The following is a 25790-nucleotide window of genomic DNA, read 5'->3' on the forward strand; positions in this document are numbered from 1 at the left end:
TGGTTTCATCTGTCGCTACTTATTGCGACTCAAAAATGTAAATAACAATATGCAGCAACAGTGAACACCATTTTTTTGAAAATATAAGGAAAGTGAAACTTTCACTTTCCTTTGTTAACAAGTTAGTATGCTTTTAGAATGATTTTCTTAGTGTTAAGGTAACCAAACGTCCTGCGGTTTCATCTTCAACCTCAAGCTCATCAACTATTTTATTAGTATGATTAGCAATGATTTCCTCAGCTGAGTCACCATCAAACTTTGTATAACTTTCGACATTATGGGCATCTAACAAATTAGTACCGCTTAAGCGTAGTACATAGCCATCACCAAAGCGTTTTTCGATGAAAAGCTCTAAATTGCCTTCCACGCTTTGTACATATCGTCTATCAAGTTCAACTGACAAACTATCACCTTGTTTTTGATAACTAAAACCGACGCTAGTATCCCAGTCTGGAATATTATGTGTTACACCAATATTAAAAATGTAGTCCGACTGATTTCTAAAACGTCTTTCTTCACCCGTAAATTGGTCGTTAATTTTTGAATCGAGTAAGGTTAAGTTAGCGAACAACCCAGTATCATCACTAAGTGGTTTATTAAAATCCATTTCTAATCCCCATACACTACCATCACCAGCATTGTTATATGAGAATAAAGTGCCATTTCCAGGAGCAATACCAATGCTACCTTCTTCAATGACATCAGTAACATCACGGTAAAATAAATTAAATCCGATAATACCTTTATTTGTAAATGCATGTTCATAGCCTATATCAAGACCAAGCGATATTTCATCTTTAAGATCTGGGTTACCTCGTTTAGCATCACCATCCTCTGGTTCATCTTCTTGCATTATCGGTGCTAATTGATTAAAACTTGGGCGTTTCACTGTTTTAGCAACACTCAATCGAAAAGTATTTTGTTCATCAAATTCTGTAGAGAAATGTGCAGAGGGATTTATTTCTGTCGCTGATGTGTCGGTAGATGTATCTTCAGCAGAAATACTACGAGATGTATGCTCTACTCTAAGTCCTAGCTCTAGAGTACTATTATTAAATAACTCCATTCGTCCTAAAACAAAGGCATCGTACCGATCTTCTTTAGCTGTGTAACTTTGTTCAAGATCAATTTCATCTATATGGCCAGTTAAACTATCAACACCATATTCGATTAATGATTCATCTCTATCTTTCTTAGACAGATCTATACCTGTTTTAAACTCAATCTCATTTTCAAAAACATGCTCATAAAAGCCAGCTATTAATATTTCACTGTCTTCAGTATCTTCGAGTTCTTTCTTATCATATGCCCAATCGTCTGCATAATCACCACGTGCAAATTTTGTTGCATCTTCTACATCTGTTGTTTTGGCATAACTACCGAACAATTCAAAATTACTATCATTCTCTAAGTCTTTACTATAAGTGGCCGATACATTAGATGACTTTTCATCAATGTAAACATCGTCTCTTTGTAATTCATCCAGAACATTAACACCATCTTCTACATTCCACATTTGTTCTGTCTGCATCTGAGTACGATCTGTGTTCAAATAATTAGCTTGTATGTCGAGTACAGAACTGCTGCTTAAATCATATGATATTCCAGCACTAAGTGATATATCATCGCTATCTCGAATATCTTCTTCTAATTCATCTTCAGTTTGTATGCCTTCAGGCGTATATCGTTTTTCTGTTTTTGTTTTATTAACATATCGTTGCTGAAAATTTGCTGAAACTGTCCATGACATATCATTGGAGTTAGCACCATAACCAAATGATGCATTAGGTCGTACCGTACCATCGCCCGCTTTAAGCATGCCAATTTTGGCACTACCACCATCAAAACTTGCCCCATCTTTTAGAATAATGTTAATAGTACCACCAACACCTTGACTGTCTTGGTCAGCACTTGGGCTTCTAATAATTTGAATGCGGTCAACCATTTCAGCAGGAATACGGTCAACAAATACGGCTCTGTCGGCTCCACTTCCTGGAATTTTTTTACCATTAATCAATACTTGCGTATAACCATCACCCAATCCACGCATTTGTGGTGCATCATACTCACCTACATCGCTACTAAACGAAATACCTGGTGTACGTTTTAGCATATCTCCCACTGACGTAGGTTCGAATTGTTCGAAAAACAAGCCACCATACTCTAACTGAGGTGAGACAGAAGCTGTTCTATCGCGAAAAACGGGCGAACCTGTCACCACTATTTTTTCAACCTCTTTATCAGCATTGCTTACAGCATCTTGTGCTAATAACGGTGTACTAATAGTTGATAATATAGCAATAGAAATACCGCTATATAAACTTGATAAATTTAGTGTTTTACCTTTAACTTTAATATTTTTCACTCTTTTCCCCTCAGTTAACTTTTATTGGTATTTATTATGACTGTGTAAAAAATAACTAACGGTCAAAACAGAAACTCTAACCACTTCATATGACGAGGTTATGACTCACTGCCGACATATTCTTCACTTACCATTTATATTTTTAAACTGCTTGATGTTGAACGTTTTCATTAATTATGTATTAAACTCAACACAACTATAGAATAAATAATCCATAAACACAAGTATTAGAATGAATGTTTCACAATGAATTTAAGAATCTTTTGAAAAAACACACTAACTAATTGTTATTTAATCAATTAATAAAAACAAAAAACAAACCATTTCAAATGAAAATTAAACTATTTGTGCACAAAACAAGCACTCTAATAAGGTGGTAATACCAATAAATGATACAAAAAATAAAAATTAAATAAGGGATTATTGTTTTTTGGAATTTTTATTCTATGTGAGTATTTTATAAGTGAAAATAGGAAGTTGACTTAATTACGGGGATAGGTTGTACTTTTAAGATAATAACTCAGTAACAATATTAATGGATTAATCACAACAAGTAATTAATCCATTAAATTTCATAGCAATCGGGCTGGTTTATTGATCACTTAGCGACACTGAAAAGGTTGGGTATAACTATTTATAATATAACCGTTTGACCAGTTTCTAATGATGATTGAGCGGCATCAGCCATTTTTTGTGCTACAAGGCCGTCTTCAAATGAAGGGCTTGGCTTTGTTCCATTAGTTAATGCGTTAATAAAACTGACAAACTGCGCTTGATAGGCACTTTGATAACGTTCAATAAAAAATGGATTTAAAACACTTTCACTCGCGGTATTGGCTGCTGTCGATTTAACAACATTGTGTGGCAAAGGATTTGTTGACTGTAACATACCCTCTCCTCCAAAGGCCTCTATACGTTGATCATAGCCATAAACACAGCGACGAGATCCATTAATATGACATAACCTTCCTGACTGTGTTTTTATCGTAATCATAACACTGTCAACATCATTAAATTCAGCCAGATTTGGATCTATCAATGTATTGCCAATTGCATGAATTTCTGTGGCTTCTTCACCCGTAATAAAGCGTAACATGTCAAAGTCGTGAATGATCATGTCACGAAATATCCCCCCCGAATGCCGTAAATATTCTGTTGGTGCAATATCAGGGTCTCTACTGGTAATAATTAATTGCTGTAGATCACCAATAGCGCCTTCAGCTAATTGCTGTTGTAAGCTCGCATGGGTTGGATCAAAGCGACGATTAAAACCAATTTGAATTGGCACGTTACAAGATTGAATTTCTTGCCAGCATTGCTGTACTCTTTCAGTACTTAAATCAATAGGCTTTTCACACAAAATGGCTTTACCCGCTTTCGCCGCTTTAATGATTAAATCAACATGAGTATCTGTAGTGGTTGCAATGAGTACAGCATTAACCTTTTCGTCATTTAAAATAACGTCAACATCTTCAGCGACACTGGCATTAAATTGCGCGGCAACTTTTTCTGCCGATGGCTTATAAACATCAAATACATAGCTCAGTTTACAGTTCGCTGTATCAGTAATAATTTTGGCATGCATTTGTCCAATTCGGCCAGCACCCAGTAAGGCAATATTAATCATTATTTTTTCTCCTGTTCAATAATCCACTCGTGAGCAGGATCATTTTTAAACACCCATTGACGAGTTGGTCCTGCCATGACATTTAAATAATAAAGCTCGTAACCATGAGGCGCACCAACAGGATGATAACCTTCAGGTACCATCACTACGCTATTATGCTCTACACATATGGCTTCATCTAAGCTGCGATCGTCTGTATATACGCGCTGAAAAGCAAAACCCTGTTCAGGATTTAGTTTATGAAAATAGGTTTCTTCTAAAGCGCTTTCTTGCGGTAAATTATCACTGTCATGTTTATGAGGTGGGTAACTAGACCAGTTACCATCAGGCGTAATCACTTCAACCACTAATAGCTTCTCAGCAGGAAGATTACCAAAAAGAATATTACAAACATGCCGTTGATTTGTCCCCTGACCTCGTAACTCATAGCTACATTGTTCAGGCGTAATGAGTCGTGTTGGGTATTTGCCAATAGCAGGCGCTTTACATAATGCAATTTCAACATCAGTTAGTGCTTTGACCTCAATATAATCACCTGGGGGTGTATAAATACTAAAAGGCGCTTTTTTCTCAAACACCGACATTCTTTCACCGATATTTTGCCAAGACAATTCATTTGTTGCAGCATCTAACCTTCCGCTGACAATAACAGCGCACATTTCTTGGTTTTCACAACTAAAACGTTGTGATTCTCCTGCCGATAATTTATAAACTTCAAAACCTACATAGTTCCAATTTGCTGAGGCTGGCGTAATTTTTTGAATACACCGTTCATTATCGGCGTTATGCGCTTTACTATGTAGATGAGACATGTCTAAATACCTTATGGTTGTACTGCTGTAAAATTAATCATGTATCGCTTGCTGCACTAGGCTCAAGCTGATGAACTAAACTTATCGCTAACGACTGCACTAAACACATAGTTGACGTTAACGATCTAAATGAATGCACTTCAGCTTCTTTAATCATAAAACAAACAGAAGCTTTTTGTGCTAATGGACTTATTGGGCTATCGGTAAACATTATTATTGGTACACCACGCTCAACAGCGTTATTAACCGTTTGTTGCGTTTCTTCTGCATACGGATAAAAACTAATAACCACCAGCGCATCTTTTTCTCTAATCATATGCTCTTGTTCTTTATGCATTCCACCAACACCATCTAATAAAAAACAACGTAAATTGATATGATTCAATATATAGGCAAGATAAGTAGCAATAGGAAATGAACGTCGCACCGCCTTGACATGTATAGAATCTGCTTGTGATAAAATATCTCTGGCTTGCTCAAGATCACTTTGACTAATATTATTTTTTAAATAATTTAATGCTTTACTATTGGCATCACTGAATTGCTCTAATAACCGTATGCTGACATTTTCCTGATCTAAACTACTATCATCTTTAATTAATTTAATACGTTCTTCATAATTGGGTGACTCTTGCAATAACTTATTTTGAAACAGTTTTTGCATATCACTAAACCCTGAAAAACCAAAAGCATGAGAAAATCGTATTAAGGTTGACGGATGTACATTAGCGTCTTTTGCAATAACCGCAACCGTACCAAAAGCTATTTCGTTTGGACTATCCAAAACGTATTTTGCTACTTGTTGTAATCGCTTGCTCAATTCAATAAATCGCTGAGTAATTTCAGCATTAAGCTCTTCTAGCCCTGTTGCTACTTTATCGTTCATTACTTTATTCCTGCCTTGTGATGCAATTATTTGAAACTCTATGCGCTAAAATAAAACAAACGTTCTAAAATAGAAAGCTTTTTGCGATAACTAAATTTCAACTGATAGCATTATCAATAAAGAGCTATAATCACAACAAAACAAAGATTCCGAAAAATAATTTATGGAATAAATATTTCATTTGGTGAAATATAAACGAGATTTCTGTCCCTTGTCAATATAAGAAAGTGTTTAATTGATTTATTCAGTTGCAGCATTCAGCACTTTTAGCGAACTTATACTTATAAGATTCTCTGTAGCTTAAGTGTAAACTTGCGCCTCACCACAACTGCCGAATAAAAATAAAATCAGTAATATCAATCTATTCGTATCAATACCTATCAATTTCGAGTCATTTATCTTTTGATAGAATAAATATTCTAAAGGCAAAAACACAAACTAAACCACTGTTTAAATTATACTTTTATCTAAATCCACTCAGTGAATTGGACTAAAAATAAAATAACAACTTAAATTATTTGTTTCATTTGTTGCAATATTGGAATTTTTATTCTAAATTATAGATATAAAAGCTGAGGGGTGTGAACATTTATCCACCGTTACTAAATAACTTAATCGATAGTTTTGCACTATTTAAGTCATGAAAGCTAAATCATAAAAGATTGAATATTTTTATCAAACAAGCATTCATAAAAGTGATGTATTAACCATGTTACAAACAGTAAATAACGTCATTGCATATGAGAGCTTATGCTTTATTTGCTGCTGGAAAAATCAAAGACTACGTAAAGAATGAAAGGATAAAGTAACATGAAAACGATTAAAGTTGGCTTAATAGGTTCAGGATATATGGGCAAAGCTCATGCTATCGCTTTAAGATCTGTTCCCGCAGTATTTAACCTCAGCGCTAAAGTAGAATGTGAAATGATCGCTGAAGTTAATGAAGAATTAGCCCAAGAAAAAGCAAAAGAACTTGGATTTAATCGTGCAACGGGCAAATGGTTAACGCTTGTTAACGATAAAAATATAGACGTTGTTGATATTTGTTCTCCTAATTACTTACATAAAGAAATGGCGTTAGCGGCCATTGCCGCAGGAAAACATGTGTATTGTGAGAAGCCACTCGCTTTAAATGCCGAAGATGCGTTAGAAATGACTTTAGCTGCGGAAAAATCAGGTGTTAAAACACTGGTGGGTTTTAATTATGCAAAAAACCCTGCTAGTCAATTAGCTAAAGAAATTATAGAACAAGGTGAAATAGGTGACATTGTGCATTTTCGTGGTATTCACAACGAAGACTATTTATCTGACCCGTTAACGCCTTTTAGCTGGCGACTAAAACGAGAATTTTCTGGTTCAGGTGCATTAGGAGACCTTGGCTCACATATTATTAACATGGCGCAGTTTTTAGTTGGTGATATTACAAGTGTTAATGGTGATGTACAAACCGTTACCGCAACGCGACCTTTACCAGATAATTCAGCTGACGTTGGCATAGTAGAAAATGAAGATCAGGCTCACGCAATGATTAGATTTAGAAATGGCGCCATTGGTACTTTAGAAACTAGCCGTGTTGCCTGTGGAAGAAAAATGGGATTGTCTTATGAAATAACGGGGACTAAAGGCTCAATTTTATTTAACCAAGAACGATTAGCCGAAATAAAACTTTATACACGAGATGGCAATAGCGCAAGAGAAGGCTTTAAAACAATATTAATTGGCCCAGAACATCCTGATTATAAAAATTTCTGTGTATCGGCAGGTCATGGGTTGGGCTACAACGATCAAAAAATTGTTGAAGTACGAGATCTAATTGAAGGCATCGCTAATGATTGTGATATGTGGCCAAATTTTAGAGCAGCTTATCAAGTAAATTTAGTTATTGATTCAATTGAAACATCACACCGTCTAGGTAAGTGGATAGATATTGCACAATGAAAATATAAAAACAATGAAATCAACATATACAAAAAAACGTAAACCATTCCATCATGGAGAATAATATAATGAAAAACAAACACACCTTTGATGTGATCTGTTTAGGAAGAGCCGCTGTAGACTTATACGGTGAACAAATTGGTAGCAGGTTAGAAGACGTCACATCATTTAGTAAAACGTTAGGTGGTTCTTCATGTAATATAGCTTTTGGTACTGCAAGATTAGGCCTTAGATCGTCCATGTTAACACGTGTTGGTGACGAACAAATGGGCAATTTTATTATAGAAGAATTAGTTCGAGTTGGTTGTGATGTCAGCCATGTGGTGAAAGATCCTGAGCGCTTAACTGGTTTAGTTCTACTTTCAATTAAAGATAGTGATAGTTTCCCATTATTATTTTACCGCAACGATTGTGCCGATATGGCAGTAGATACCGCTGATTTTGATGCTGATTACATCGCTTCAAGTAAATCATTATTAATTACAGGAACACATTTTTCTACTGAGCAAACCGATAAAACAAGTCGAAAAGCCATAGAGTTTGCTAGGGCTGCAGGTACTAAGGTTATTCTCGATATAGATTATCGCCCCGTTCTTTGGGGGCTAACAGGGTTAGGTGAAGGTGATAACCGCTTTGTTTCTAATCAGTCTGTTACTGATCATATGTTATCAATTCTACCCTTATGTGATCTTATTGTTGGTACTGAAGAAGAAATTCATATTGCTGCTGGAAGCACTAATACCATAGAATGTTTAAAAAGAATAAGACAAATATCAACTGCCGAAATTGTTGTAAAAAGAGGTGCTTTAGGTTGTTCTGTATTTGATACTGAAATACCAGACACGCTAGATGAAGGTTTTACTAGCTATGGTGTACAAGTTGACGTACTAAACGTTTTAGGTGCTGGCGATGCCTTTATCAGTGGTTTTTTAAGAGGCTGGTTAAAGGATGAAAGCTATGAAAAGTGTTGTGCTTATGCAAATGCTTGTGGTGCTTTAGTTGTTTCGCGTCATGGTTGTGCGCCTGCTATCCCTTCTGAGGAGGAACTTGATAATTATATTGCTCGTCAACATGACATTGCACGACCAGATAAAGATAAAACATTAAATCATTTACATAGAGTAACCACCAGAACACCTGAATCTTGGGGCGAGTTATGTATATTAGCTTTTGACCACCGTAAACAATTCTATGATATGGCCCGCCAGCTGAATGCTGATCCTGAGAGAATTCCAGCCTTAAAGCTACTGTTAGTAAAAGCATTAAATCAAGCTAGCAACTCATCAAGCTTCAACTATCAAGCGGGTGTTCTTATTGATGATACCTATGGACAAGATGCGCTTAACGAAGTAACGGGTAGTAATTACTGGATAGGAAGGCCTGTTGAATTACCAAGCTCTAGACCTTTGGAGCTAGAAGGTTTGGGCTCTATTGGTTCGCGTTTAAAAAGCTGGCCCAAAGAGCACATTGTTAAATGTTTAGTATTTTTCCACCCTGATGATGAGATTGAATTAAGGCTCAAACAAGAACGTCAGATAAAAGAGCTTTATGAATCTTGTTGTGCCAGTGGGCACGAATTATTACTTGAAATAATACCCCCGTTAAACATGCCAAAAGATGATAACACCGTTATTTTATCTATGGAGCGTTTCTATAATTTAGGCATACAACCTGATTGGTGGAAACTACCAAGCCCAAGTAAGCATGCATGGCAAGGAATATCAACGTTAATTAAAGAACGCTCTCCCCACTGTCGAGGCGTAATATTACTGGGTTTAGACGCGCCATTAGAAGAGTTAGCACAGGGCTTTAAAAACAGTGCTGGATTCGATTGTTGTAAAGGTTTTGCTGTGGGTCGGTCTATATTTACCCAACCAAGTAAAGCCTGGTTAACAAATGAAATAGACGATCAAAGCTTTCTTGATCAGGTGGCAGCCAATTATTTATTGCTCGTAAAAGCATGGCAAAACAGAAACAACTAGGAATAATTATGACTACAATTCGTTTAACTGCAGCTCAAGCAGTAATCAAGTATTTAACTCAACAGTACTTAGATACTGAAGGTAAAGTAGAAGCTATATTTTCTGGCGCCTTTGCTATCTTTGGTCATGGTAATGTTTCAGCTATTGGTCAAGCTCTTTATCAAGAACGAGAAAAATTACCAACCTACAGAGCCCATAATGAACAAGGCATGGCACATGCTGCCATTGCTTTTGCTAAACAAAATAACCGCAGAAAAATGATGCTTTGTACAACATCAATTGGCCCTGGTGCTACTAACATGGTTACGGCAGCGGCATTAGCTCATGTGAATAGACTACCTGTATTATTCTTACCGGGTGACACATTTGCAAATCGATGTCCTGACCCCGTACTACAACAGTTAGAACATTTTAACGACCCAACGATTACCGCTAATGATTGTTTCAAACCAGTTAGCCGTTATTTTGATCGCATCACCAGACCAGAGCAATTAATTAATAGCCTACCTGTTGCTGTGCGTACATTGTTAGACCCTGTTACTTGTGGGCCTGTTACGTTGGCATTACCACAAGACGTACAAGCACAAGCTTATGATTATCCAACCAGTTTATTTAACAAAAAAGTGCATCGTATTCGCCGCCCGCAATGTGATAACCATGAATTTGAGCAAGTCATTGAAGCTTTAAAGAAAAGTGAACGTCCACTCATTATTGCAGGTGGTGGCGTACACTATTCATTAGCAGTAAGCGCATTGCTGAAATTTGCTGAAAATCATCAAATTCCTGTTGCAGAAACGCAGGCAGGTAAAGGCGCAATAAATTGGAACCACCCTCTTTCTGTTGGTGGAATAGGTGTTACTGGAACGAAAGCAGCTAATGAGTTAGCTAATAAAGCTGATGTTATTATTGCACTAGGTTCAAGATTGCAAGACTTTACAACAGAATCACGTACTTTATTCAATGCTAATACATTATTGGTTCACGTAAATGTCGCTTCATTCGATGCAGAAAAACATGGTGCTTTACCATTACAAGGTGATTGCAAGTTGATGCTAGAAAAATTAAGTCATGGTTTATCACAATGGCAATCAACAAAACACTGGCAACAACTTATTCAAGTAAAGAAAACTGAATGGAATACTATCTATGAACAGGTAACTTGTGATGCTGCGGCCAATTTACCGAGTGACGCCCAAGTACTTGGTGCAATAAAACGAAACTCAGATGCTACTGATGTCATTGTTTGCGCTGCGGGTGGATTACCAGGTGATTTACACAAACTATGGCGCTGTGATGATAGTCAAAGCTATCATGTTGAATATGGCTTCTCTTGCATGGGTTATGAAATTGCTGGCGGTTTAGGCGTGAAAATGGCTTCACCTGATCGCGATGTTATTGTTGTTGTCGGCGATGGTTCTTACATGATGATGAATTCAGAAATTGCAACTTCAGTAATGATGGGGCAAAAACTGATTATAGTAACCCTTGATAATCGTGGTTATGGCTGTATTAATCGTTTGCAAATGGCTACGGGTAATGAACCATTTAATAACTTATTAGAAGATTGTCAATCTATCGAGCAGGGGGCGCCTAAAATTGATTTTGCTGCACACGCACAAGCTATGGGTGCAACCTCTGAATCTGTTAGTTCTATTGCTGAATTAGAACAAGCCTTTAGTCGCGCGAAAGCATCAGCTGCGACTTATGTTATTGCAATTGATACTGATCCCTATGTTACTACTGACAATGGTGAAGCTTGGTGGGATGTAGCTATTCCTGAAATATCTGATAGCAACACTATCAATAAAGCACTAGAGAACTACAAAAATAATAAAACAAAACAACCTTATTAGTGTTAATAGTTGGCTCTAAAAATAAAGAGGAAACAACTTTTCCTTGTTAACTAAAACAAAAATTTAAAATGAAAGTTGAGATTAAAACTTATGACAATACGCATTGGAATAAACCCACTAACATGGACAAATGACGACTTACCATCTTTAGGTGCAAGTACGCCATTAAAGCAATGTCTTAGTGAAGGAAAACTTGCTGGCTATGCTGGTTTTGAGTTAGGCAATAAATTTCCACGTGAAAGTGACAAATTAAATCAAATATTGGCCGAACATAAATTAGCCTTAGTATCAGGTTGGTATAGTGGAAAGCTTCTTGAACACAGTGTTGAAGACGAAATCAATGCCATCGAAGATCATTTACAACTGCTAAAGAAATGCGGTGCAACAGTAATGGTTTATTGTGAAGTAACTGGTTGTATACATGGGGAACAAAATACACCTTTATCTAAACGTCCAACAATTGCAGCAGAAAATTGGCAAGAATATGGTAAGCGTCTATCAAAAGTTGCTGATTATTGTTTAAGCCGAGGTGTTCAACTTGCTTACCACCACCATATGGGCACAATTGTTGAAACACCTGCAGAAATCGATTTACTCATGGAAAATACTACGGACTCTCTAGGCTTGTTGCTTGACACAGGACATTTAACTTTTGCTGGTGGCGACCCAGTAATTACATTTAAAAAATACCAAAATCGTATTGTTCATGTTCATTTAAAAGACATACGTTACAAGGTGCTAAAAGATGCTCACAATAGAAATTTGAGCTTTTTAGACTCTGTATTAAATGGTGTATTTACTGTTCCTGGAGATGGCAATATTGATTTCTTGTCTTTATTTAGCGCCATAAAAGAAGCAAATTATAATGGTTGGTTGGTCGTTGAGGCAGAGCAAGATCCTGCGATTGCCGAACCATTAACTTATGCAAAACTTGGGTTTAATAATATTCAAAAATTTGCTCAACAAGCTGAGCTTACCCTAACTAACTTTTAAAATTAATAAACAATATTTCATATAAAAATCATTTGTTAACAAAAGTTAATCTTAGGTTCACCTTCACTTTATAGTCAACTAGGTAAACTAAGCATCAGTTAATCATAGGAGAATAAAAATGAAATCAATTACGTTAATTCCAATGGCTTTAAGCCTATTAGCAACATCAACTATTAGCATTGCACAAACAGCCAAAAATATTGCCACTGTTGTACCTACATTAGAAACACGTTCACATTACAGTGATGCTCAAGGCAACTATACTGACGTTGATGATCCAGCAATTTGGGTTCATCCAACAGATAAAAGCAAAAGCCTAGTTGTTACCGCTTTGAAAAAAGGTGGGATTGATGTTTACAACATGCAAGGCGAACTTTTGCAATTTATTGCACCGGCCCCTGCGCCTGCGTGTAAAAACTCAGTTAAAGTATGTAAAAACAAAGCTGGTCGACTTAATAATGCTGAAATTGTTTATGACTTTAATTTAAATGGCAAAAATGTCGATCTAGTTTTACTTTCTGATCGTGGTTTAGACAAACTGGCTATTTATACTATTGATGTTAACGCTGACAAGTTACTTACATATGTTACTGCTCCAACTGCACCGTTAATTTTCACTAAAAACCAAAAAGAAATAAATAATGGTAATACAGCTTACGGTTTAGCAACGGCTAAAACTGATAAAACCATGGCTTTTGTTAGCCAAAATAGTGAAACACGTATTGCCCAATTAGAAATTTTTGATAATGGTGACGGCACTATCAGTTATAAAAACACGGCTAACTTAGATTTCCCTGAAAAATTTCTTTTACCTGATAATAGCCTATGGACTCCCTGTTCAGATGACGATGGAGAACATCCGCATTTAGAAGGTATGGTTGCAGATATTGACAATGATGCATTATTCCTAGCACAAGAAGATGTGGGAATTTGGAAAATTAGTCTTAGTGATGCCGCTAATAGCCAAAAATGGCAATTAATTTCTAAAGTAAATGCCTATGGTGTGCCTTACAGTCGCACTTGGAGTGACGCTGAAGATGAATATATTTGTAAACTTGATACCAGTAAAGATAAAGATTACGGTAATGACCACCTTATTGCCGATGCTGAAGGTTTAACGCTTTATGATGGTGGCAATGGTAAGGGTTATTTACTTGCCTCAAGCCAGGGCGATAATACCATTGCATTGTTTAATCGTACAGCACCCTATCAATACATTAATTCATTTACTGTTGGTGATGGCACTATTGATGGCGTAGATGAAACAGATGGCATGATGGTAGTAAACGCTAATTTCGGCAAAAAATTTAGCCAAGGTGTTTTAGTTATGCAAGATGGAGATAATAAACCACCGAAAAATGCTTCGAAACAAGCAGGCGCTCAAAGGGAAAGCACAAACTTTAAATATGTATCATGGAAAGACATTGCTGCCACATTAAATTTACCCATTAATACTGAATTTAAACGTAACTAACCTGATGTAATGGTTTCCTCCCAAAATCCATCAATAAAAACACCGATAAAATTGTATTTTATCGGTGTTTTTTAATTATTTCAGTAGCTTAAATATTTGTTTTGTCATTGATGAACATTTCATCTTGATTTATTCATTCTAAAAGAATAGTATAATAGAATAAATATTCCATTACTGTGTGGCATTGAATGAATGTTGCATAATTTTCGACAAAAATAGTCAGAACAATTAACTTAAAATCTAAGGATTCATATGAATTTGCTAGGAAATTTTATCAACGGTGAGCAGCTTGCCAGTGAAAGCGAACGTCAAAGTGCTGTTTATAATCCCGCTACTGGTGCACATACGTTAAATGTATCATTATCGACTGCTGCTGAAACAAAAGCGGCTATTCATGTCGCTCAAACTGCATTTGAATCTTGGAGTAAAGTAACACCATTAAGACGCGCTCGCGTGATGTTCAAGTTTAAAGCACTCGTTGAAGATCACATTGATGAATTAGCAACCATGATAACATTAGAACACGGTAAAGTGCTTTCTGATGCTAAAGGCGAAATTACTCGTGGTATTGAAGTGGTAGAATTTGCTTGTGGCATTCCTCATTTACTTAAAGGTGAGCATTCTCTTAATGTTGGCAGCGGTGTAGATAGTTTTTCTCTGATGCAACCTTTGGGTGTGTGCGCGGGAATTTCTCCTTTTAACTTTCCTGTTATGGTGCCAATGTGGATGTTTCCTATTGCAATCGCAACAGGTAATACATTTGTTATGAAACCTTCAGAGAAAGACCCTTCTGTAATCATGCGCATTGCACAATTACTGAAAGAAGCAGGATTACCTGATGGTGTATTCAATATTGTTAATGGTGATAAAGAAGCTGTTGATGTTTTACTTGAAGACAAAAGAGTTCAAGCAGTAAGTTTTGTGGGTTCAACCCCAATTGCTGAGTATATTTATAGCACTGGCAGTAAATACGGTAAACGTGTACAGGCACTTGGTGGTGCAAAAAACCATATGTTGGTAATGCCCGACGCAAAAGTTGAGCAAGTTACCTCCGCTTTAATTGGCGCTGCCTATGGTTCAGCGGGTGAACGTTGTATGGCTATTTCTGTTGCGGTCTGTGTTGGCGATGAAACTGCAGACAACTTGATAAAACAAATAAAAAGCGAAGTAAATAGCATGCTTGTTGGACCTGGCATAGGTCTAGCTGAAGAAGCACATATGGGCCCTTTAATTAGTAAGGTTCATGCTGAAAAAGTACGAGGCTATATTGATACGGGAATTGAAGAAGGTGCAGATTTACTGATTGATGGACGTGAATTTTCAGTTAAAGACCACGACAATGGCTATTTTGTTGGACCAACATTATTTGACAATGTTAAACCTGGTATGCGCATTTACAATGAAGAAATATTTGGCCCAGTGCTATCAATCGTTCGTGTGAATAGTTATCAAGAAGCCATTGCATTAATCAATAGCCATGAGTTTGGTAATGGTACATCAATTTTCACCGAAGATGGTGATAGCGCAAGACAATTTTGTGAACAAATTCAGGTAGGTATGGTTGGTGTTAATATCCCAATTCCTGTTCCTATGGCATTTCATAGCTTTGGTGGCTGGAAACGCTCGGTATTTGGTCCTTTAAATGTACATGGCAATGATGGCGTTCGTTTCTATACTAAAATGAAAACAGTCACCGCAAGATGGCCTAAAGGTGAACAAACCACGTCAAACGCCTTTTCTATGCCAACTATGAAGTAGCAGGTTATCGCTATTCCCACAATAGGCATGTTGTGGGAATGGTTAACCCCTCTTCAGTTTCGATTCACGATTATCACTAGAGCAATATTGATGAAGCCGATCAGGTTATTTATAACTACTATACCCAAACCACCTCAAGATGCTCGTTTCAGGTTGTTTGGGTATATTTGAAATATTATTAATATATGCCCTTCGGGCATAAATAAAAGAGGAATAAAAATGCGGTATATAAAAATGTTATATGGTGCTTCTGTATTGGCTTTATTAGCGGCTTGCGCCGACAATAAAAGTAACGAAGCCATCGTTGTAGATACTGTGTCACAAAGCAGCAAAGCAGCAAGCAATACGATTAAATTTATTGCTTTTGGTGATGGTGGCTATAATTACACTTACCCAAAAACAAAGCACCTTAAAAAGGCTCTAACCAAAGAGCAATTTATTGCCTCAGAGCTGAAAGATTGGTTAGAAGAAGGTCGTCCTGAGGCCGAGTTCTCTCACTCGCCTTTAGTTAATTTCCCTGGAACCAACATCGCAACCGAAGCAAGTGGCGCTCATCCCGTCGGTAAGGCTATGGCGGCTTACTGTAAAACTGATGATTGTGAATTTGCGATTCAATTGGGTGATAATATTTACCCTAATGGCGCTGATGACTCAGACGGTCGTGATGACCAACAACGCATGAATGATTTAATACTCGATCCTATCAAGCCGTTATTAGCTGAAGAGCCCGAATTAATTGTGTACTCTGCCTTGGGTAACCATGATTGGAAGTCTTCACGTAAAGGTGTTGCTTTGCAACTAGATTGGATGGAAGCACAACCGCGTTTAACTTTACCAAAACCAGGTTATTACAACTACACTATTGGTGAGCCAGGCAATGATATTGAGTTCTTTGTCTTAGATACCAATTTATTGTTAACAGGCCAAACTATTTATGAAGTACCGTTATTAAAAGATGGTAGTGAGCAGCCCGATCAAGTTGCTATCAATGCGGGTACGGCTGAGTTAGAAGAAGTTGAGCCTCATGAATCACCACTTAATGGCGAAGATATGAAACAGCTTGAGTGGTTAAAAAACGGTCTTAAAAATTCTACTGCTAAGTGGAAGTTAGTTTATGGCCATCACATTCTTTGGTCAATTGGTGGATCTAAATACGATGAAGGTCATGCTTTACGTCGTTTGATCATGCCTGCGCTATGTAAGTACTCTGATGGTTATATTGCTGGACATGAACATGATTTAGAGTTGATGACTGATACTTGTGAAAAATACTTTGGCAAAAACAATGTGAATAAACTACCACTGATAATTACTGGTGCCGCGTCTAAAATGCGTGGTCATCACAGTGGCTTAGCTCGTTATCAAGAAAAAGCGTATCCACAATTTGATTTATTGTGGAATAAGAGTTTTGCTTGGGGGTTTGCCCATATCACAGTGGATAATAAAGCGGATACCCTAGCCGTTAAGTTTTTCACCACGCCAAACGATCGAAGCGGTGATTTAGTCCCTGAAGTGGAATTCACCTTCCCTCGTCGTAGTCATGAATCAGCTCTATTAGATATCATCGACTATAATGTTGATGAAAAGAATACTGATGCATTGAAATAAAGTAGCTAGCTTATAATGCACTTTAGCCAGAAGGACATAGCGAAATCTATGTCCTTTTTTGTTGGTCAGCTTGCTGGGCAAACAAAAGTAGGCCACAACTTGCGTTGCTGCCTATTATGAACCCTTTGGAAGATCGGCCAATTAGCTAAAACGATCGACATTAATCAACTCAGTAGCTTTTTTACGGTTATTTCCCTTAGGTCCAATAGTGCGAGCCACCTTAAGTGATTCAACTTGATTGACATGTTCATCTATTTTTCGCATCTATAACAAATGTTTGTCAAACATAGCTTAAAATAGGAATTATTATATTACTGCCAATATAATAACTTCTGTTTAAACTTTATTTTTCGAAAAACGATAATAAAATCAAACAACATCAATAAGATTTTGTTCATTAAAGTCTTAGTAAAAATTGTATTATGTTACTTTGACGAGGCTCTATATTGTTTTGTTCAAATATTCTTCTACTAATTTTGTCGCGCCATATAAGTCGCCTATTAGGCAATCCTTTCCAAGTTTAGGATGGACTTTCTTTTCCGCAGTTTGCATATTTATGGCTTTTCTAACACTAGTCTGAGCTTCATTCGGAGAAAGAAAAACAACACCAGTATCATCTGCAATCACAAGATCACCTGGCATAACTACAGCCCCACCACAGGATATAGGAACATTAAAAGCACCCCAGATGTTTTGCAATCGCGTTGTAATATTGCTTATCCCCTTGGACCATACAGGTAAGCCAATTTCTTTTATCTCTTTCGGATCAGTGATCGGACCGTCAATAATTACTGCTGTTAAGTTAGATCGCTTCAAGGCGAGAGCTACGCCTCCTCCCAAACAAGCATATTTGTCGTCTCCAAGTCTATCTATTACCAAAATATCTCCAGGTCGTATAAGACTTACGATATGATGTAAGAGTGTTGAATCTATTGATGGCAACGCAAGTGTCACTGCTGTTCCGGTAACGGTTTTGCTCATTGATGAGTTATGTTTAATCGACCTATGTGCAAATCCCATATGGAGGAAATGACCAATAGTCGCTGTTTCAGCCTGTTGTGCCAACTCTAACAGTTCTGTGTTAATTCTAGGGGGCATTTTATTTATTTTATACAAGGGAAATTCCTATGACTTATTGATGATGGAACTATCAAGTTAATTGAAATTGAAGTAATCAACCGCACAATTTGTTCCTAAGTTGTTGATTTATCATTCGACTTTTCATTAGCACCACTTACGTTTTACGTTAAAAATCAATATTTAACACTTAAAATTCAAAGAATTAGCCTACCTTATTAATAGACCAGTTTATATTCAAACTTGAACAGTTTTCTGTAAAAACAGCAATAGCCACTTCATCATCAAAACATCGTCAGTTTTCCAAGATAAAGAGCCTACTGCAGCAGTAATGGTTCCTGCAGGAATCCTGTCGCGACGACTATCCATTAACGCATAAGAATATATACGGGTAAATTCAGGATGACCTTGTATACCTAAAAAATGCTCACCAATTTTATACATACTAAAGGGGCAAAAATCACTGGTTAACAGCACCTCTGCATCTGTAGGTAACGTACTAATTTGATCTTGATGACTTACCACTAAATTTATTGATTGGCTTTTAGGCACCATCCATTGGGTATCTTTGACAATATCAGCTTTAGCAATACCAATGCCCCAACCCTTAGTTGATTTCTCTACACTGCCACCTAATGCATGTGCTATCAGTTGATGACCAAAACAAATACCAACAAAGCCCTTTTTAGCACGATGTAAACAAAGAACAAATTCAGTTAGTTGTGCCAACCACACTAAGTCATCATTCACCCCATACTTACTACCTGTAGTGATATAGCAATCACAAACATCGATGTGCGCTGGAAATTCACCATTAACCACATCAAAAAATTGTAACTCTACCGCGATACCTGATGTTGAAATGATAGCTGCAAACATCGCAGCATAATCACCAAAGTCGGCTTGTAAGTGCGGTTGTACATGGTCACAAAGTAGAACACCAAGTTTCATTATTAATCGCCTTTGAATAACTAAAGTTCACCGTTAACCGCAGCAATAAATATTTGCTGGTACATATTTTCACTCATCGCAATAGGGTTACTACTAGCACATGGATCCCTGAATGCCATTTTACCTATTTCCACAGCTCTATCAGTATTAATTCCTATATCACTAAGCTTATTTGGAATTTCGAGCTCTGTCCTCAGCGAAATTATCCACTGAAGAAAACCATTAAAACTCGCGTCTTCTAGCTCTAAATATCGACTTAAGCGACCAATATCTTCTGTTATTGCTGATTGATTAGCGACAAGTACATAAGGCATTAAAATCGCATTTAATAAACCATGGTGACTGTCATAAAACGCCCCTAATGGATGTGCTAATGCATGCATAGCACCTAACCCACGCTGGAATGCCATAGAACCCATGGTTGAAGCCACCATCAATTGCGTTCGTGCTTCTTTGTCTTTGCCATTAGCACATGCTCGAGGCAAGTAATTTTTGATAAGTCGAATCGCCTCTATTGCCACGCCCTTTGCCATAGGGTGATAACCAGATGCACAATACGCTTCGAGCGCATGTGATAATGCATCCATACCGGTTGAGGCTGTTAACAACTTAGGTAAACCCAAGGTGAGTTCAGCATCCAAAATTACAATTTCTGGCAGCATTTTAGGGTGAAAGATGATGCGTTTTATATGATTGTCTTCATCTGTGATGACTGAAGCACGACCTACTTCCGAGCCAGTACCTGATGTTGTAGGAACGGCGATTATCGACGCCATATCGCTAGTATTGACCTTAGTCCAGTTATCACCAACGTCTTCATAATCCCATAAACTGCCTTGTTGCCCAATCATTAATGCTACCGCTTTTGCTGCATCTAAAGCAGAGCCACCACCAAAGGCGATAACCCCATCGTGTTCACCTAAATGATATGCTTTAACGCCGTCACTGACATTTTGTCCCGTTGGGTTACTTTTTACTTTATCGAATAAGCCAATTTTTAGTCCTGCCTGTAAACAATCAGTTATACAGTTTTGAACTATACCCATGTTTGCTAAGCCAGGGTCGGTAATCAGCAATGGTGCTGTTATGCCAAGCTCGGTACAAGCACTCGTAAGTTCACTAATTCGACCATTACCATTACGAATTGATGTTGGGTAATTCCAGTTAGCATTAAAATAGTTATTGTCCATCATTAGCCTCCTATAGGCCTATTTTAACGTTGAATGATTTAGGTCGTGTTAAAGCCTCGTAACCTAATGATGATAATGTACAACCTCGACCTGAATTTTTAATACCTGTCCAAGCTAGTTCAGGGTCAAGAAAATCACACTGATTAATGAAAAAGGTACCTGTGTCTAATTGCTCTCCAATGGCTATGGCAATATCAATATCGCCACTAAACACGGAGGCCGTTAAACCAAATTCAGAATCATTCATCAGTGTAATAGCTTGTTGGTCATCATCAACTTTCATAATGCCAACAACTGGGCCAAAACTCTCTTCAGTCATCACCCGCATAGAATGATCAACTGCAGTTAACAATTGCGGAGCAAGATAGGCGCTACCTAATTGATCTAAAGGAAAATCACTGGCATCAATATGCGCTTTGGCACCTTTAGTAAGTGCATCCCTAACTTGTTCACGAACAAATTCAGCTGACGAGGCTTTGACAACGGGCCCTAAGGTGGTTTCTGGATTATCTGAACGGCCTAATTTATATGCATTTACTAAGCTTACGGCTTGTTCAACAAATTCATCATAAACCTCACTATGTACATAAATACGTTCGATACCGCAACAAGATTGACCCGAATTGAAAAAGGCTCCATCAATGCAAGTAGACACCGCATTAACAATATCGGCATCGGCTCGCACGTAGGCTGGGTCTTTACCACCGAGCTCTAAACCAACGCCAATAAATCGACCACTACTAGCATTTTCGACCATTTTTCCACCTGCAACAGAGCCAGTAAAAGCAACATGAGCAATACGCTCATCCTTGATTACCATTTCAGTATCCGCATGGCTAAGGTGTAAAAATTGAAAGACCCCACTCGGTAGTTCTGCTTGTTGGAAAGCTGTAGCGAACTGCTCCGCACACAATGGCGTTTGAGCAGAATGTTTCAAAATAACACTATTTCCTGCCATGATCGCAGGTATAACGACATTGATAGCCGTTAAATACGGATAATTCCATGGTGCAATGACAAAGACTACTCCCAGAGGTACTCGTTTAATATAACGGCGAAAACCAGACTTTTCAGGCAGTTCTAAGGTCGCTAAGGCTGTTTCAGCCTTGCCGATCATCACGCGAGCACGATCAACCATGCCCGCCAATTCACCCTTCGCATACTGGATTGGTCGTCCCATCATCCAAGACAATTGCTCGGCAATTTCATCTTCATTTGCAATAAAAGCAGCAAGCATTTTATGACAAAAATCAGCGCGTTCTGCGACCGAACAACTACCCCATTGCTTTTGCGCTTGGCTAGCAAGCTTAAGTGTTTTCTCTATAGTCTTTTTATCTGCTAGCACGCGTTCAACATAAATTGAATCATCAATTGGTGAGCGCGTAATTTGAATTTTACTCATGATAATAATTAACCTTAAATAATTTCGAAATAACGAGAAAGTTCCCAATCAGAAACATGTTTACGGTATTCCCTCTCTTCCCATTCTCTGGTGGCGGCAAAATGCTCAACAAAATCTTCACCAAATAACTCTTGAGCAACGGTTGAATGTTTAAATTTTCCTGCTGCCTCTAATAAACTTTGCGGTAATACTAACGATTGACTGTGCTCTTGGTCATAAGCATTGCCTTTTACTTGCAACTGAGGTTCCAGTTTTTGTTCAATGCCTTTAAGCCCTGAGCCTAAAGCTGCTGCTAACGCCAAGTATGGATTCGCATCCGCTGCGCCTAAACGATACTCAACGCGTTGAGATTTACTAGTACCAGGAATAATACGTAATGCAGTGGTGCGATTTTCAACACCCCACGTTGCATTTAGTGGAGCCCATTGTCCGGGTACCATTCGACTATAACTGTTAATCGTTGGTGAGATCATAGCCAAAAATTCAGGCATAAATTTTTGTTGACCCGCAAGAAAATGTCGTTGAGTATCACTCATATTATGCTGCTTGGACTCGTCAAAAAAAACAGAATTACCTTGAGTATCTTGCAGCGAAATATGAATATGACCACTTTGCCCTGGTAAATCGCTTGACCACTTAGCCATAAACGTAGCCATCATTTGATTACGCTGCGCCCAGACTTTGATGAAGGTTTTAAATAAAGCCGCTTTATCGGCAGAATTTAAAGCGGTGTCATGTGCTATCGCGGCTTCTAATACACCAGGTCCAGTTTCGTTATGTAACGCTTCAATAGGAAAATCCATTGCTTGGCTTAATGCCATAATTTGATGATACAGATCAGCATAGACTGAGTTTCTGATCATCGAGTAACCAAAAGAACCAGGGGAGATAGGCGATAAATTTTTAAATGATTTTTCACGTACCGACTCAGGCGTTTCATTAAACATAAAAAATTCATATTCAAAAGCTGCATTAGCAATTAGCCCCATATTTTTAGCTCGTTCAATTATTCGATTTAACGTTCCTCTTGGGCATAGTGCCGCCGGCTTGTCAGTAAACTCAGCAATAAATAACAACATGTCCCCTTCGAAGGGCAATGAACGACAAGTTTCAGGAATTATTCGCACTGGTGCATCGGGATAACCAGAATGCCAACCGGTATAGGTAACATTGTCGTATAATTGGTCATTTGAATCCCAACCAAGCACAACATCACAAAAGGCAAAACCAGAGTGCAATGAAGAAATAAATTTCTCTTTACTCATGTACTTACCGCGCATGATCCCGTCGATATCAAATAAGCCAACTTTGACATGACTTAACCCTCGTTCTTCGACGATTTTTATCGCATCGTCAATGGAATTCACTTCTCTTGGAGCTATCATACTGCACCTTTTAATTTTTTGAGCTAGACATAAAACTTCAATAATTAATAATTGCCTAACTATGTTGGTTAATTAAATATCAACAAAATATTTAATTAGATATTAAAACCATAAAATTTACACTTCAATGACAATCATTTTTACTTATCTCAATGTCATTAGCTCAGCTAATAGTTGACTGATGACTTTTAAAAATTCATTGATTAAATCTGAAATAATTAAATGACTTGAGGGGATTTTATTGCACCTAAACTAGCCAATTTTTATCTCTTTTTTTAGCCAAGGAAAGTGATTATCAATATAAACTGCAAAGTCTTTTTTTAGCGCCTGTTTACAACTCTCAGCCACAATAGTGGGTAATTTCCATTGATTATTTTCTTTGCAAACCAAAGTCAAATTACGATAAAGCGGCTCTTCATACAAAGAAAAACAAGTCAGTTTACTTAGATCTATACCATTATTAAAAAGGCACAGTGGTGTAGATATTGTCCAACCTAACCCTAACGTTACCGCAGATAAAATGGCAAATGTATTATCAAATCGCATGGTTATTTTTGGAATTATTGATGTTCGTTTTAAGTACCGTTCAATCTTAATGCCTATCAGAGAATCTTCAGTATAACGAATAAAATCTAACCTTGTTAATTGCTCTTGAAGTGATCTATTAATACAAGTATTGTCTTTAGGGAGCACTAAAATAAACGGCTCTCGCAACACCCTTTGGCGCTTTAAATGATGATGTTCCTCCATGGCATTATCAGAGAGCAACATATCCACTTTTCTCGATAATAAAGCCTCATCATGTAAATGTGACAAGCCAGTGTTTATTTTCCAGGCCAATGTCTGTTTCTTCAATACAGATATAAGTGCAGGCCCTATGGCTATGGCTAAAGAGTCAACCATAGCGACATTAACGTGTTGCAGGTCAACAAAATTATAGCTCTTGATATCGCGATTAGTTTTTCGTGCTTGAGCAATAGTTTTTAACGCATTGTCATAGAAATAGCGCCCTGCAGTTGTTACTGTTAAGGGTCTAACACTACGATCAAGTAATTTAATATTTAATGATTGCTCTAAATTCGATAAATTTTGAGAAATTGCCGACTGAGTAGTTCCTAGCGTTTCTGCAGAAGCAGTCATGTTTCCTAAATCAACCGTATGAATGAAAACTTGTAGTGATTTTAAATCGAAATCGAAATTATTATTCATAATTACCTTTTTAAAATAAATGCTGTCCTAAAAAATTTCGCTCTTCCCTTATTTCTTAATCAGGAAAACTAATAGCGACTTCATCAGTTTTAGGTATTGATTGACAAGCTAAAATAAAACCTTGCTGAACCTCTTGCTGAGTTAAGTAATAGTTTTCTTCCATCTCCACTTCTCCGGCCAGAAGTTGGCATTTACACGTACCGCAAGTACCATTTTCACAAGAATAAGGTGCGCTAATGCTACTTCTTTTTAAAGACGACAGAAGGTACTCACTTTCATTAGTCACTACCTGATGTGTTTTTCCCGTAAGTTGCACGGTTAATTTAACCACTTCATGTTTTTTTTGTGATATTAATAATTTTTCTTTCGCACCAAAGGTTTCGACATGAATATTACACTCTTTAATATCTAACAAATTAAGTGTTGTTTTGACCATGGGAATAAAGCTTCCAGGCCCACAAACATAATATTCAGCACTTTGGAGGGCAACAGCATTCATCGTTAAGAAATGCTTTATCGTTTCGGCATTAATTCTGCCCTTACGTCCAGTAGAAAAAATACCGAACCAAGTTGGGGTCGAGTAACAATGACAGACAACAATTTTATCATTATATTTCTGTTGTAAGTGTAATAATGCTTTCCTAAATATGCTCGATTTGGCATTGCGGTTTCCATACAGCAAATAAACACAGCTACTCTCTTCCTCTGCCAAAACACTGCTAATCATACTAAAGACAGGCGTTATGCCGCTTCCCGCACAAACAAAGACATAGCTTTTAGCATTATTACTTTTAGGTGTTAGAGTAAAGTTTCCGATTGGACAAGTCATTCGAATAACATCACCAAGCTTCAATTGCGTAGTCAAATAAGTCGATACTAGCCCACCAGGTAATCGTTTTATTGTAATGCTTAGCTCATTAGCATTTTTAGGTGCTGATATTGAATAATTTCGAAGATAAGTAACACCGTTTAGGCAAATCTCAACTTTAACGTATTGTCCCGGTTGCCATTTAAAATCATTCACTAACAACTTAGGAAGTCTGAAAAAGGCAGTAACCGATTCCGTAGTTTCTTTCACAATAGTGCTAACTGTTAAATCATAAAACGTATTGGTTATCGATCTCATAGGGTCCACCTTTTACTGGCTGTTTAATCAATGCTGCGTCATAACCATTAAGCTTTCACTCAGAAGTAATGTTGACAACATAATAGTAGCCAATTTAATTGACAATTTAAAGTTATATTTTTAAAATCATTTTGAAATGTTATTTACCTTAAAA

18 protein-coding genes are annotated in these 25790 nt (G+C 37.3%); 7 read left to right on the plus strand and 11 right to left on the minus strand.

Translation table 11 applies throughout. The features are described from left to right. Positions 1-133: 133 nt before the first annotated feature. From ACE1OF_RS12015 to ACE1OF_RS12030, 4 genes are all read right to left on the minus strand, one after another. Positions 134-2365 (minus strand): TonB-dependent receptor plug domain-containing protein, encoded by a 2232-nt coding sequence (locus tag ACE1OF_RS12015; RefSeq protein ID WP_448894750.1) that lies wholly within the window; start codon positions 2363-2365, stop codon positions 134-136. 634 nt (positions 2366-2999) lie between these two features. Then, a complete protein-coding gene (iolG, locus tag ACE1OF_RS12020) occupies positions 3000-3992 on the minus strand; it encodes an inositol 2-dehydrogenase (protein WP_448894752.1) in 993 nt (330 codons plus the stop codon). Beyond that, positions 3992-4804 carry a 5-deoxy-glucuronate isomerase gene (gene iolB, locus ACE1OF_RS12025; protein WP_448894754.1) on the minus strand — a complete coding sequence of 271 codons (813 nt, stop codon included), beginning with the start codon at positions 4802-4804 and terminating at the stop codon, positions 3992-3994. Before iolB ends, iolG begins: the two co-directional genes overlap by 1 nt. 37 nt (positions 4805-4841) lie before the next feature. Continuing rightward, positions 4842-5690 (minus strand): MurR/RpiR family transcriptional regulator, encoded by an 849-nt coding sequence (locus ACE1OF_RS12030; protein ID WP_448894756.1) that lies wholly within the window; start codon positions 5688-5690, stop codon positions 4842-4844. Positions 5691-6500: 810 nt separating this feature from the next. Here ACE1OF_RS12030 and ACE1OF_RS12035 point away from each other — a divergent pair. The 7 genes from ACE1OF_RS12035 to ACE1OF_RS12065 all read left to right on the plus strand — a co-directional run bounded on the left by ACE1OF_RS12035 (position 6501) and on the right by ACE1OF_RS12065 (position 17296). Further along, positions 6501-7628, plus strand: a complete 1128-nt coding sequence (locus ACE1OF_RS12035; protein WP_448894757.1) for a Gfo/Idh/MocA family protein — start codon at positions 6501-6503, stop codon at positions 7626-7628. Positions 7629-7696: 68 nt separating this feature from the next. Continuing rightward, positions 7697-9610, plus strand: coding sequence for a bifunctional 5-dehydro-2-deoxygluconokinase/5-dehydro-2-deoxyphosphogluconate aldolase (locus ACE1OF_RS12040; protein WP_448894758.1), 1914 nt, complete (start codon positions 7697-7699; stop codon positions 9608-9610). A gap of 8 nt (positions 9611-9618) precedes the next feature. Beyond that, a complete protein-coding gene (gene iolD / locus ACE1OF_RS12045; RefSeq protein WP_448894760.1) occupies positions 9619-11463 on the plus strand; it encodes a 3D-(3,5/4)-trihydroxycyclohexane-1,2-dione acylhydrolase (decyclizing) in 1845 nt (614 codons plus the stop codon). Between the two features lie 90 nt (positions 11464-11553). Then, positions 11554-12456 carry a myo-inosose-2 dehydratase gene (iolE, locus tag ACE1OF_RS12050; RefSeq protein WP_448894761.1) on the plus strand — a complete coding sequence of 301 codons (903 nt, stop codon included), beginning with the start codon at positions 11554-11556 and terminating at the stop codon, positions 12454-12456. Positions 12457-12574: 118 nt separating this feature from the next. Further along, entirely contained in the window at positions 12575-13930 is a 1356-nt protein-coding gene (locus tag ACE1OF_RS12055) for a phytase (protein WP_448894763.1), read from the plus strand. A gap of 252 nt (positions 13931-14182) precedes the next feature. Further along, on the plus strand, positions 14183-15688 hold the full coding sequence (locus tag ACE1OF_RS12060; RefSeq protein ID WP_448894765.1) for a CoA-acylating methylmalonate-semialdehyde dehydrogenase: 1506 nt from the start codon (positions 14183-14185) through the stop codon (positions 15686-15688). Between the two features lie 219 nt (positions 15689-15907). After that, entirely contained in the window at positions 15908-17296 is a 1389-nt protein-coding gene (locus ACE1OF_RS12065; protein WP_448894767.1) for a metallophosphoesterase, read from the plus strand. 441 nt (positions 17297-17737) lie between these two features. On the opposite strand, the gene ACE1OF_RS12070 is transcribed toward ACE1OF_RS12065, so the two are convergent. The 7 genes from ACE1OF_RS12070 to ACE1OF_RS12100 form a co-directional block, all read right to left on the minus strand. Continuing rightward, a complete protein-coding gene (locus ACE1OF_RS12070; RefSeq protein ID WP_448894768.1) occupies positions 17738-18412 on the minus strand; it encodes an RraA family protein in 675 nt (224 codons plus the stop codon). A 198-nt stretch (positions 18413-18610) separates the two neighbouring features. Then, positions 18611-19324, minus strand: a complete 714-nt coding sequence (locus ACE1OF_RS12075) for a glutamine amidotransferase-related protein (RefSeq protein ID WP_448894770.1) — start codon at positions 19322-19324, stop codon at positions 18611-18613. Positions 19325-19344: 20 nt separating this feature from the next. Beyond that, positions 19345-20517: an iron-containing alcohol dehydrogenase gene (locus tag ACE1OF_RS12080; protein ID WP_448894771.1), complete on the minus strand. Its 1173-nt coding sequence runs from the start codon at positions 20515-20517 to the stop codon at positions 19345-19347. Between the two features lie 7 nt (positions 20518-20524). Continuing rightward, positions 20525-21916, minus strand: a complete 1392-nt coding sequence (locus tag ACE1OF_RS12085; RefSeq protein ID WP_448894772.1) for an aldehyde dehydrogenase family protein — start codon at positions 21914-21916, stop codon at positions 20525-20527. Between the two features lie 14 nt (positions 21917-21930). Next, positions 21931-23301, minus strand: a complete 1371-nt coding sequence (locus ACE1OF_RS12090) for a glutamine synthetase family protein (protein WP_448894773.1) — start codon at positions 23299-23301, stop codon at positions 21931-21933. Between the two features lie 252 nt (positions 23302-23553). Next, complete coding sequence (locus ACE1OF_RS12095) at positions 23554-24510, minus strand: LysR family transcriptional regulator (protein WP_448894774.1); 957 nt, start codon at positions 24508-24510, stop codon at positions 23554-23556. 55 nt (positions 24511-24565) lie between these two features. Then, a complete protein-coding gene (locus ACE1OF_RS12100) occupies positions 24566-25636 on the minus strand; it encodes a 2Fe-2S iron-sulfur cluster-binding protein (protein WP_448894776.1) in 1071 nt (356 codons plus the stop codon). Between the last annotated feature and the right edge of the window lie 154 nt (positions 25637-25790).

It is taken from the genome of Colwellia sp. E150_009 (genome assembly GCF_053543955.1).